This is a genomic window from Candidatus Azobacteroides pseudotrichonymphae genomovar. CFP2, from assembly GCF_000010645.1.
Lineage (GTDB): Bacteria > Bacteroidota > Bacteroidia > Bacteroidales > Azobacteroidaceae > Azobacteroides > Azobacteroides pseudotrichonymphae.
Window position 1 is genome coordinate 310,992 of sequence record NC_011565.1, and the last position, 12,960, is coordinate 323,951.

The 12,960-nt window shown below is 33.1% G+C and carries 9 protein-coding genes; 3 read left to right on the forward strand and 6 right to left on the reverse strand.

Translation table 11 applies throughout. The features are described 5' to 3' along the window. Window positions 1-582: 582 nt before the first annotated feature. Window positions 583-1,461 (reverse strand): NAD kinase, encoded by an 879-nt coding sequence (locus tag CFPG_RS01305; RefSeq protein ID WP_012573247.1) that lies wholly within the window; start codon window positions 1,459-1,461, stop codon window positions 583-585. Window positions 1,462-1,841: 380 nt separating this feature from the next. Between CFPG_RS01305 and CFPG_RS01310 the strand changes: the two genes are divergently transcribed. The 3 genes from CFPG_RS01310 to CFPG_RS01325 all read left to right on the forward strand — a co-directional run bounded on the left by CFPG_RS01310 (window position 1,842) and on the right by CFPG_RS01325 (window position 7,935). Further along, complete coding sequence (locus tag CFPG_RS01310; RefSeq protein WP_012573248.1) at window positions 1,842-2,402, forward strand: DJ-1 family glyoxalase III; 561 nt, start codon at window positions 1,842-1,844, stop codon at window positions 2,400-2,402. A gap of 902 nt (window positions 2,403-3,304) precedes the next feature. After that, window positions 3,305-6,634 carry a transcription-repair coupling factor gene (gene mfd, locus CFPG_RS01320; protein WP_012573249.1) on the forward strand — a complete coding sequence of 1,110 codons (3,330 nt, stop codon included), beginning with the start codon at window positions 3,305-3,307 and terminating at the stop codon, window positions 6,632-6,634. 2 nt (window positions 6,635-6,636) lie between these two features. Continuing rightward, window positions 6,637-7,935, forward strand: a complete 1,299-nt coding sequence (locus CFPG_RS01325; RefSeq protein WP_012573250.1) for a bifunctional folylpolyglutamate synthase/dihydrofolate synthase — start codon at window positions 6,637-6,639, stop codon at window positions 7,933-7,935. Between the two features lie 3 nt (window positions 7,936-7,938). Here CFPG_RS01325 and ureC read toward each other — a convergent pair whose 3' ends face one another. The 5 genes from ureC to urtC are packed head-to-tail and all read right to left on the reverse strand — an operon-like array spanning window position 7,939 to window position 12,955. Beyond that, a complete protein-coding gene (ureC, locus tag CFPG_RS01330; protein ID WP_012573251.1) occupies window positions 7,939-9,645 on the reverse strand; it encodes an urease subunit alpha in 1,707 nt (568 codons plus the stop codon). 13 nt (window positions 9,646-9,658) lie between these two features. After that, window positions 9,659-10,411 (reverse strand): urease subunit gamma, encoded by a 753-nt coding sequence (locus CFPG_RS01335; protein WP_012573252.1) that lies wholly within the window; start codon window positions 10,409-10,411, stop codon window positions 9,659-9,661. Between the two features lie 4 nt (window positions 10,412-10,415). Further along, complete coding sequence (urtE, locus tag CFPG_RS01340) at window positions 10,416-11,132, reverse strand: urea ABC transporter ATP-binding subunit UrtE (protein WP_265348034.1); 717 nt, start codon at window positions 11,130-11,132, stop codon at window positions 10,416-10,418. Then, window positions 11,129-11,890, reverse strand: a complete 762-nt coding sequence (gene urtD / locus CFPG_RS01345; RefSeq protein ID WP_012573254.1) for an urea ABC transporter ATP-binding protein UrtD — start codon at window positions 11,888-11,890, stop codon at window positions 11,129-11,131. Before urtD ends, urtE begins: the two co-directional genes overlap by 4 nt. Before the next feature lie 9 nt (window positions 11,891-11,899). Then, a complete protein-coding gene (urtC, locus tag CFPG_RS01350; RefSeq protein ID WP_012573255.1) occupies window positions 11,900-12,955 on the reverse strand; it encodes an urea ABC transporter permease subunit UrtC in 1,056 nt (351 codons plus the stop codon). Between the last annotated feature and the right edge of the window lie 5 nt (window positions 12,956-12,960).

Consider the following 12,960-nt stretch of genomic DNA (forward strand, 5'->3'; position numbering starts at 1 on the left):
GCAACATTCCAACTTTCTTCATCGTTTCCTAACATTTGATAATGGGATATATAAAGAACTTGCGCTAACGACACATTTAAAATTAATAGATACCCCTCATGTAGCTTGTACTCCCCATTGTCCTTTGTCAAGGCAAATATTCAATCTTATACGGAAAAGTTTGCCCCATGGAAAGACTATCGGTACGAAATAGTCCCAAAAGGGAAGATTAGACCTGTTAACCATAGCTACTTTGGATATATCAACCACTTTCATCAAGACACTGACATTTATATGAATATGGGAAAGATGAAAATACAACTCGCAGAACTCGCAATGCCCTGCCCTTTACTTCAAAAAGTAAAGGGCAGGAAACACTAGTACAAGTACAAGCACTAGCTTTAGTGTGATAAAAACAATTTAATACATTTTTATTTTTCTAAATTCCTATACATTGCCACTTTACATCTCATTATCCTGCTCGAAAAACAGCCTTGATAAACGAACTTATAAATGGCACACTTGCATGTGAATTGTTCAATTACCACCTTGTAATACTTGATAGATTTAATTCTGCTTTCTACTATTGCCTGATAAAGACAATCATATTTTCTTTCTTATATCTTCTCCCCATAATAGTTTTTTTCGCAAGGTATTGTAAAAATTTTGATTAAATCTTTTGACAACTTTAATGGTAAAATCTGATTTTTTTGCCTGAAATTCGCTACCAGATGGAAAGATTTCTGAACGTCCATCTAAAGAAACCAAAAAATTTTTACTGCGAGATTCTACTATAAATCGTATTTCATAATCTTCAGGAATAACTAAAGGACGTACATTCAGAGAATGAGGGGCAACTGGACTTAAAACAAAATTATGAGCTTGTGGTATGATAATTGGACCATTTACGCTTAAATTATATGCTGTAGAACCACTTGGAGTTGCTAACAATAAACCATCTGCCAAATATTCAGTTAAAAATATATCATTTAGATAAGTACAAATAGAAATCATAGATGAAGTATCCCGTTTTAAAATAGCAATTTCATTTAAAGCACAGTTGTATTGTTCACGAAATTGTGGTGAAGTTTCTATTTGTAATAGGCTTCGTTCTTCTATACGATATTTTCCCTGAAAAATTTCATCTATTGTTTCAGTAATTTCAGATGTATTTATATCGGCAAGAAATCCTAAATGACCTGTATTTATTCCCAAAATTGGAATATTTCTATGGCCCACCCAAGCCACTGTCCTCAAAAAAGTTCCATCACCACCTAAACTGAAAACCATATCGAACAGAAACATCTCCCGATGAACAAAGCCTTCTATTTTGGGTGTAAAAGCAAAATATTTGGATAAGTAATTATAAAAAAACTCATCTATCCAAATTTTCGCTCCTAGTTCTGATAAATAGTCAAAAAGACTTTTAATAAAGCTTTGTTTACTTGTCTGATAATCGCCTCCAAATATTCCTATTTTCATAGCAATGAAAACATCTTTTTATCGTAAATTGCTATTGGTAACAAAGAACAAACTTCAACTCAAGGATAAAAGTCGTTTGCTTTAACCTAATATTTATTTAGATTTGTAAATCTATGTTTTATTTTGTATGAATTATAGTTGTAATGCCAATTATTTTTAGATGCAACGAATAAAGTTAAAACACATAATTCTCGAGATGAATTTTCAAAAGAAAATGTGGACTATAGTTTTATGCAGCTTGTATTTTGTTGAAGAGATTAGTATTTGAACATATGAATATGCATAATTCAGCAGTTAAGGGGCGTCTAAAACAAACTCAAAAACTATTGAAGGAGAGTGAAATCAAGTAGAAGATAGTGACACTTTAGGTATGTATTAAAATGAAAGATAACGTACAAGCTTTTATTTTCTTGGCAGAGGGCTTTGAAGAAATAGAGGCCATTAGTGTCATAGACATCATTCGTCGTAGTGAAATGAAAATAACAACCGTATCTATTACTGATAAAAATATAGTTACGGGGTCGCATAATGTTTCAATTGTAGCCGATAAATTATTTTCTGAAACCGATTTTTCTTACGGAGAAATATTAATACTCCCAGGAGGGATACCTGGCTCAGGGAATTTAAATGCTCATGAGGGGTTAAAAAAACTTCTCAAACAATATAATGCAGAGGGGAAGAAAATTGCAGCAATATGTGCAGCACCCTCGGTGTTAGGTGGGTTGCATCTACTACAAGGGAGAAAAGCAACGATTTATCCAGGATTTGAAGATAACCTATTAGGGGCGATTTATGTCGAAGATGGCGTAGTAAAAGATGACAATATCATTACCGGAAGAGGTCCGGCATTTGCCCTTGATTTTGCTTTGTCTATTATATCTGAATTGAAAGGTCAAAAAAAAGCAGAGGAAATTGCTATGAGTATATTGCTAAAATGCTAGGAATAGAAATGATTCTCCAATAGAATTAAGTGTGCACTGTCAGTTACGATTCAAAAATCCACTACTGCAATATTATACTATATCTAGTTCTATGAACGAACGAAAATCCGTGTATAAAACGAAGAATTTCAATTTAAGAAGCCCCGTTTACCTTAAAATTAATTAATCCTTTCGATCTACAATCTTCAATTTCATAGAAATCAGTAATAATTTTAGGAGTATTTTTTGGAGAAAAATTGATGTGCTAATTTCTCGAAAAATATAGCGAATGCATTTAATAGTAATTTGATTCAAACAATTATTTAGATTTTCAATTTTTACAAAAAATTTATTCTAAAAAATTTAGAATAAAAGCATAAGCATTTATAAGATTCTGAGGCGAAAAACGAACATTAGTAGAACTATCAGAAGGTAATAAGTTTGCATATATGCCTATTGGATGTAGACGCAAATTCGTGTAAAGTGTAAAAGCCCTTAATTCTAATTGTAAATATTCTACCAGGAAAACTGCAATTTTTGTTTCAACAGTAACTTTTAACAAATCGTTGGCAATAGGATTTTTGATATTGGAATCAAAAGTTTTTATTATTTTCCAACTAGTTAATACATCCTGTAAAGCTATACAATGTTGGATAAGTAAAACGCGTTTATCATTAATTGTTTTGCGGTATAGATTCAGAAAAAAAATAGATGCTAATAGCTTCTAAAACAATTTTGAAGATGCTAATAATAAAAATTATTTTCACTAATAAAATTATTTTCACGAGATACAGGAGAAAGCATTGTACCTGACAATAAGTATCTTACTTCCAATTTCGTAAATTGGCTCGAAGGGGTGATTTATCAATCATCATATCTTTTTACAATAATGGGGAATAAAATCTTACCTTTGCATAAAATTTGTGGTTCTGAAAAATTCCATTTTACAAGATCTTTACAAAGTGCACCCTGGAATAAAGCAAACCATACTTTCATTTGAAAATGAAAGCAATATTTATTTAAAAGGCTTATTAGGAAGTGCAAAAAGTTTGATTTGTTGTTGCATATTCAAAAAAATAAGAAATCGGAATTTACTTTGTGTATTAAACGACTTAGAGGAGGCGGGCTATTTTTATCACGATTGTTGCCAAGTTTTAGGAGAAAAAGACGTATTGTTCTTCCCCTCTCAGTTTAGGCGAAATATTCGGTATGGACAAAAAAATGCAGCAAATGAAATACTACGCATAGAAGTTTTAAGTCGGTTGAATAATGGGGGACAACCATGTATCATTGTTTCTTATCCAGATGCACTTGCAGAGAAAGTAGTTGATCCCAATAAATTAAAAAGCAATACATTAACAATAAACATTCATGAAAAAATAGATGTTTTATTTGTTATGGATGTGTTGAATTCCTACCATTTTGAACAGGTTGATTATGTATATGAACCTGGTCAATATGCAGTGAGAGGTTCTATTGTCGATGTATTTTCTTTTTCTAACGAATATCCTTATCGAATAGATTTTTTTGGAGATGAAATAGAAAGTATTCGTAGTTTTAACATTGAAACTCAATTATCTAAAGATAAACTAAATTCTATTTCTATTATTTCAGCGAATTCAGGCAATTCAAATACAACATTATTTTCTTATCTCCCTATAACAACAGGATTAATATTAAAAAAAGAGGATTGGATTTATGAAAGATTTCATTCTCTGTGGAATGAAATGCCCATATTAACTAACGAGGAAACTTTTTCATCTGTAGAACAGATGAAAAAGTTTCTAATTCCAGAAAAAACTATTCGGTCATTAATAACAAGCTATAAAAAAATTCATTTAGAGACTTCTTCTCACAGAAAAAAAGATACAATCATTGAGTTTTCTACTGAATTGCAAGTTTTTTACCATAAAAATTTTGATTTAGTATCTTCTTATTTGAAAGAAAAATTGCAGGAAAGCTATACTCTCTATATATTGAGTAGTAGTGAAAAACAAATCAAACGTATTAAATCCATTTTTGAAGATAGAGGAGATGTCATTCCATTTATACCCGTTCTCAATACACTTCATGCTGGATTTATAGATAAAACTTTGCGAATTTGCTTATTCACTGACCATCAATTATTTGATCGTTTTCATAAATATAATTTAAAATCAGAAAAAGTCCATTTAGGTAAAATCGCCCTGTCTTTGAAAGAATTACAACAGTTCCAAGTGGGAGATTATTTAGTGCATATAGACCATGGTATAGGTAAGTTTGGAGGATTAATTCGAACAGAAACTAATGGAAAAATGCAGGAAGTTGTCAAAATGACTTTTCTTAACGAAGATACTATTTTCACCAGTATCCACAATCTACATAAAATTTTCAAGTATAAAGGGAAAGATAATGAACCTCCACGATTGAATAGGTTAGGTTCAAGGGTATGGGAGAATTTAAAAGAAAAAACAAAAAAGAAAGTTAAAGATATTGCTAAAGATCTTATTCAACTTTATTCAAAAAGAAGAGAAGAAAAAGGTTTTGCTTTTTCTTCTGATACTTATCTACAAAAAGAATTAGAAGCTTCTTTCTTTTACGAAAATACTCCAGACCAAGCAAAAGTAAACATGGAGATTAAAAAAGATATGGAAAACATTAGACCAATGGACCGTTTGGTTTGTGGTGATGTTGGATTTGGCAAAACTGAACTAGCTATCCGTGCTGCATTCAAAGCAGTAACAGATAGTAAACAAGTAGCAGTTTTAGTCCCTACTACACTTTTAGCTTTTCAACACTACAATACTTTTAAGGAAAGATTATCCAATTTCCCTGTAACAATAAATTACATTTCAAGAGCAAGAACTACTAAGGATAGTAAAACTATTATCAAAAAATTGAAAGAAGGAACAATTGATATCTTAATAGGAACACATAGAATAGTTAGTAAAGATGTACAATTCAAAGATTTAGGATTATTGATTATAGATGAAGAACAAAAATTTGGAGTAGAGGTAAAAGAAAAATTGAAACAAATGAAAACCAACATCGATTCGCTTACTTTAACAGCTACTCCTATTCCTCGTACGTTACAATTTAGTTTAATGGGAGCAAGAGATATATCTAACATATCTACTCCACCACCTAATCGATATCCAATTCATACAGAATTGCATCGCTTCGAAAAAAATATTATCCGTGAAGCTATCAATTTTGAAATGAGTCGTAACGGTCAGATTTTTATTATCAATAATCGTATTTCCAATTTAGGGGACCTAAAAGATTTGGTAAAAAAAGAGATTCCAGATGGAAGAATTGCTATTGGACACGGGCAAATGGAATCTACTAAATTGGAACAAATTATCACTGATTTTGTCAATTATGAATATGATATTTTGATTTCAACTTCTATCATTGAAAATGGTATTGATATTCCAAATGCTAATACGATTATTATAAATAATGCACAAAATTTTGGATTAAGTGATTTACATCAATTGCGAGGCCGCGTAGGACGAGGTAACCGTAAAGCATTCTGTTATCTACTTTGCCCTCCCCTTTCCAATTTAACGCCCAAAACTGTAAGGCGTTTGCATGCCATTGAAGGTTTTTCAGAACTAGGAAGTGGAATTCATATCGCCATGCAAGATCTAGACATTCGTGGAGCAGGGGATATACTTGGAGCTGAACAAAGCGGATTTATTGCCGATTTAGGTTACGAAACCTATCAAAAAATATTATCCGAAGCTATTCAAGAATTAAAAAATGAAAAATTTAGTAATCTTTATAAAGACGAAAATCAAATCGATACAGGCGAAAATTATGTTATGGAAACTAATTTAGAGAGCGACTTAGAAATATATTTTCCTACATCCTATGTTCCCAATGATTCTGAACGTATTCTACTCTACCGTGAATTAGATACAATAGAAGAAGAACATATGGAACAATTTCGTATCAAGCTGCAAGATAGATTTGGTAAAATTCCTGCTAAAGTAGAAGAATTAATACTAATTGTACGACTTCGCAGGATGGCCAAAAAATCAGGTATAGAAAAAATAGTACTCAAAGATGGTAAAATGATATTGTATTTAGTCAAAAATTTCGATTCTCCATATTATCAAAGTAAATCATTTGACCAAATTTTGGAATTTGCTAAGACTAATTATAAATACTGTAATATTTTAGAAAAAAATAATCGCCGAATGTTGAGTATTCAAAATATCAGTACAGTAGAAAAAGCAGTAAAGATTTTGGAAGAAATCAAGAAGTGAATATGGACTACGAACAAACCGTTGAGTACATTTACAACACTTCTCCTATGTTTCAACAAATAGGAGGTAATGCTTACAAGAAAGGAATGGAAAATTCTTTCCTAATCGATAAATACCTGAATCATCCACACACTAAATATAAAACTATCCATATAGCAGGAACGAATGGGAAAGGGTCTACTTCTCATCTATTAGCATCCGTTTTGCAAGAATCCAATTATAAAGTAGGACTTTACACCTCACCACATCTATTAGATTTCAGAGAAAGAATAAAAATAAATGGTAGTTCTATAAACAAGAATTTTGTAATTAATTTTATCGCTAAATACAAATTTTTCTTTGAATCCATCCAACCTTCATTTTTTGAATTAACAACAGCTATGGCTTTTTCCTATTTTGCAGAACAGGCAATAGATGTTGCTGTTATTGAAGTTGGGTTAGGTGGAAAATTAGATTGTACCAATCTAATTACTCCTGTCTTAAGTATCATTACTAATATCAGTTTTGACCATACTAATTTATTAGGAAATACCCTAACCCAAATTGCGAAAGAAAAAGCAGGAATAATTAAACCTAATATTCCTGTAATTATTGGCAAAGCAGAGGAGAAGGTAAAAAAAGTATTTCTAGATTTAAAGCGTAAAGCGCAAAATACAAAATTTATATTTGCACAAGAAGAAAACTTTATTCTTTCTTCTAAACTCTTGCTCTCTGGATATTGGCAATTAAATACAAAAGAATACCCTAATTTGATCAATGAACTAGGAGGGTATGCTCAAATACAAAATGCAGTAACAACTCTATGCGCTATCAAGATTCTGAAAAGAGATGTTCTAAACATACCGCCCCAAGCTGTATATAGAGGATTTCGTTATGTGACAGCAAACACCGGAATCAAAGGACGTTGGCAAATATTACAATACGCTCCAAAAATTCTGTTGGACATAGGACACAATATTGGAGGATTAGAATATGTTGTACAACAATTAGAATCAGAAAAATATGACAAACTTCATATTATCTTTGGTATAGTTAGTGATAAAGATATTTTATCTATTCTCCAAATTCTACCTAAAAATGCTATTTACTACTTTACACAGGCAAATATTCCTCGCGCGTTGAATGCACAAACATTAATGAACTATGCCAAATCTTTCGGTTTAAGAGGAAGAAATTATTCCACAGTTACTCATGCATTTGCCTCTGCAAAACTTTCTGCCACGAAAGAAGATGTTATTTTTATAGGTGGAAGTACATTTGTTGTTGCTGATGCATTATTAGCTGTTCAAAATTTTCAGTAAATTCTAAAACAAATTATACAGTTGTGCCAAGGGAAGTTTTTTTGCCGGCTTTACGGAAATAAGTACACCATCTATTGATACCTCAAATGTTTTTGAATCAATATCAATACAAGGCATATAATTATTCAACTTCAAGTCATTCTTTGAAATCACACGACAACCTTTTACAACAGTTAACATTTTATTAAGTCCATATCCTTTGATAGCTTCGATTGAAGCTTCACTGATAAACAAACAAGAGGTCGCAGAAGCTGCATTCCCAAATGCACCATACATAGGACGAGAAATATAAGGTTCTGGAGTAGGAATAGAAGCATTAGGATCACCCATCTGTGCATAGGCTATCATTCCTCCTTTTATAACTATATCAGGTTTCGTTCCAAAAAATTCAGGTCGCCAAAGAACAAGATCTGCCAATTTCCCCTTTTCAACAGAACCAACTATGTGAGATAATCCATGTGCAAGAGCAGCATTAATTGTATACTTAGCAATATATCTTCTTACGCGATAATTATCATTTCCTGTCATTTGGTCTTCTGAAAGGAACCCTCGTATTTCTTTCATACGTGAGGCAATTTGCCATGTACGGCAAATTACTTCCCCTATACGACCCATAGCCTGGGAGTCAGAAGTAAAAATAGAAATAGCCCCCATGTCATGCAAGAAATCCTCTGCTCCAATCGTTTGCTGACGAATACGACTCTGAGCAAAAGAAATATCCTCAGGATTATTGAAGTCAAGATGGTGACATACCATTAACATATCCAGATGTTCATCTATTGTATTCAAACTATAGGGATTAGTTGGAGTAGTAGAAGAAGGAAGAATATTCGCATATTCACAAGCCTTCATAATATCTGGGGCATGTCCACCACCAGCACCTTCAACATGATAAGCATGTATTGTTCTTCCATCGATAGCACAAAGAGTGTCCTCAATATAACCACATTCATTGATGGAATCTGTATGAATACAGATCTGTACATCATATTCATCAGCAACTTTAAGACTTGTATCAATAACGGAAGGAGTAGACCCCCAATCCTCGTGAAGCTTCAAACCTAACGCTCCTGCTTTTATTTGGCCTTCAAGAGCTTTTGATTTACTAGAGTTACCTTTTCCAAGAAAACCAAAATTAATAGGAATATTATCGGTTGCTTCCATCATTTTACGAAGATACCAACCTGGAGTACAAGTAGTAGCATAAGTACCTGTAGCAGGTCCTGTTCCTCCTCCCACAAAAGTTGTAATACCAGAAGCCAAAGCTTCATCCGCTTGCTGAGGACTGATATAATGAACATGGGTATCAATAGCTCCTGCCGTCAAAATTCGTCCCTCCCCAGAAACAACCTCAGTAATCGTGCCAATAATAAGAGTAGGAGAAACTCCAGGTTGAATATGAGGGTTCCCCGCTTTACCAATGCCTTTTATTTTTCCATTTTTAATTCCTATATCAGCTTTATATATGCCCTTGTAATCAATAATCAAAGCATTGGTTATCACCATATCCAATACTTCCTCATCACAAAAACCCGATGCTTGTCCCATACCATCACGAATAACTTTACCACCACCAAAGACACATTCTTCCCCATAAGTAGTATAATCCTTTTCTACTTGTATTTTCAAATTTGTATCACCTAAAGTTACTATATCACCCGTAGTAATACCATACATAGAAGAATACAATTTTCTGTTTATCTGTGCCATAAAATTATCCCTTTTACGTATCCAAAATGAAACCTTGCTCTTTCATAGTAAGAGTTATTTCTTTTTGCTTGTGTTCAAACGAACCATTTACTAACCCACTCCCTCCCCATATTTGTTTATCACCAGCAATTTCTACTAATTCCACATTTTTAGTTTCTCCAGGAGGAAATAGAATGGTTGTCCCAGCAGGAATATTCAATCGAAAACCAATAGATGCTGAACGATCAAATAATAAAGCTTTATTAGTTTCTTCAAAACTACAATGTGAACCAACCTGTATGGAACGTGTCCCTGTATTAGTAACACAAAGTGTAATTGTGCGACGATTAGTATTGTAAAAAATAGGTTCATCCTTTGTTTCTATAAATCCAGGAATAACACCCATACTATTATCTGATTCTACTCTTTTAGAAGATTTAATTAAACCTGAACCATAAAGAGCAAATATTGAAGAAACAGTCTCATAACAAATGGGATGATGAATAGATACTAATTTAGTCCCATCTGTAAAAGTCCCTTCCACTTGAACTTGTATTAGCATTTCAGCTACACCAGGTAACACATCACCTTTGCCTAATATCTCTTTTCCCAATTTCGTTAATTCTGCAAGATTATGTCCATCACGAATTAGTTCAAGCAATTGACCAGATAAGAGAGCTACCGCTTCGGGATAATTCAATTTCAATCCTCTTGCATATCTTTTCTGTGCTACTACACAAGCAATATGCAACATTAATTTCTCTACATCTCTTGGAGTAAGTCTCATAGCATTATATAGATAAATATATTTTTAATTCTTCAAAGTCGACATCCATTTTGTCTATGTGTTTAACAATTTTTCCTCTATCCATAATATAATAATAGCTGGAGATACTACGAGCAAAATCAAGCTTTTGCTCTACTAATAAAACACTTAATCCCTGATCAACAAGATGATTCAGTACTTCAGTTATTTCTTGAATAACAGAAGGTTGTATCCCTTCTGTTGGTTCGTCAAGAATAAGTAAATTAGGTTTTCCTACTAAAGCACGTGCAATAGCCAATTGTTGCTGCTGACCTCCACTAATATTTCCACCCAATCGGTTACGAAAATCTTCCAATATAGGGAAAAGCCCATATATCTCTTCCTCATCAAAAGAATGAATAGAATCGTTCCGTGCTTCTGTCCCTATAAATATGTTCTCATAAACAGTGAGTTTAGAAAAAATTTCTCTACCCTGCGGGACGTAGCCAATGCCCTTTCTAGCTCTTTTATATGTAGGAAGATATTGTATTTCTTCGCCATTAAAAATAATGGGATCTTTAGTTTTAACTAAACCCATAATAGTACGTAAAAAGGTTGTTTTTCCTACGCCATTGCGTCCCATAATAGTGGTCACTTTTCCCCTCTGAACTTGCACATCCACCCCCCAAAGAATTCGACTTTCACCATAAGCAGCCCGAACATTTTTTGTTTCCAATATAATATTACTCACTATTTCGTTCATTTTCTTATTCTCGCAGTCTGAGCAGAATTAGGAGAACTTAAATAACACTCAATGACTTTCTGATTATTTTTTACTTCTTTAAAAGAACCTTCAATAAGAACTTCTCCATGCACAAGGACAGTTACTTTTTCTCGAGCTATTTGCTCCACAAAATGCATATCATGCTCAATAACAATTATACCGCTATCTTCAGCCAACTCACAAAGTAATTCACCAGTCTTAGTAGCTTCAAAGTCGGACATCCCCGCAGTTGGTTCATCTATAAGCATCAATTCAGGATCTTGTAAAAGGACAATGGCTATCTCCAGCCACTGTTTTTTACCATGCGAAAGTAAAGCTGCCGAATAGTGAAGCTCATCTTCCAAACTAACACGTTCAGCCACTTCATGTATCCTGTCCAATTGTTCACTTGTAAGTTTGAAAAACAAAGAAGAATAAAACCCTTTTTTACCTTTCAATCCTATCATCAAGTTTTCAAATACAGTAAGCCCCTCAAAAATGGAGGGCTTTTGAAATTTACGTCCTATACCCATACGGGTAATTTCTATATCAGACTTACCTATAAGCTCTATTCCATTGAACAAGGCACTACCGCCATTGGGTTCTGTCTTTCCGCACAACACATCCATAAAAGTAGACTTTCCAGCACCATTAGGTCCAATAATAACCCGCAATTCCTTATCTTTCAGTTCAAAACTATTCAAATTCAAAGCCTCTAGCCCTCCAAAAGATACATTTAGATTAGATACTGATAACACGGTGGTCGTTTATTTTAAAATTGATATTTCCTTTCGTATATAAGTGCTTATTTTATCCATTAACCCTACAATTCCATTTTTCATGTAAAGAACTGTAATTAAATACAATACGCCAAGTATATAAGGCCACATTTCTGGCATCAACGAAGTAAAAAAGCTATAGATACAATTAACTGCTAAAGCCCCTACAACAGCTCCCTTCAAGCTACCTCTTCCACCAAAAGCTACCCATATTAACATTTCTATAGAAGCTTTCACGTCCATACGACCAGGGGTAATAATTCCTGTTTGAGGAAGATAAAGCATGCCCGCAATAGCCGCCATAATCGCTCCCATAACAAAAACAGTAGTTTGATATTGTACTACTTTGTAGCCTATAAATCTTAATCGTGACTCACTATCACGTATACCAACAAGAATTTTACCAAATTTAGAAATAACTATTTTTTTAGATAAGAGAAATATCAACGCAAGTACTAATACTGTAATTATATAAAGTCCTCTTTTCACACTATCAGAATATAGATCAAAATCAAGTATATAACGAAAATGAGTTAACCCGTTGGAACCTCCTAGCATAGTTTCATTGCGAGAAAAAAATAAATGCATTGCTAAGGCAAGAGCTTGGGTAATAATAGCAAAAAATACCCCCTTTATCCGACGACGAAAAATAAAATAACTAAACAAAAAAGCAAAGATACTTGTAACCAAAAGTCCACAAAACAATGCTCCTAAAAATGTCTGAAAAGGAAACCAAAAAGCAGGTAGTACATTTACCTGATTCCATGACATAAAATCAGGCACTAATTGCCCATGAGGCAAATTAATTACTGTCATATACATCCCCATTCCATAAGCTCCAAGACAAAAGAAAAAAGCATGACACATCGTCATAATACCTGTATATCCCCATATAAGGTCTATGCCAATAGATGCAATGGCAAAACAACAATAACGCCCCCAAAGAGTCAATGTATTAATTTCGATCAATTCTAATACATTCGCTATAGGCATTAGGATAAGAAAAACAAGCAAGAACAATATATAATACAACTTATCTTTCATAACCG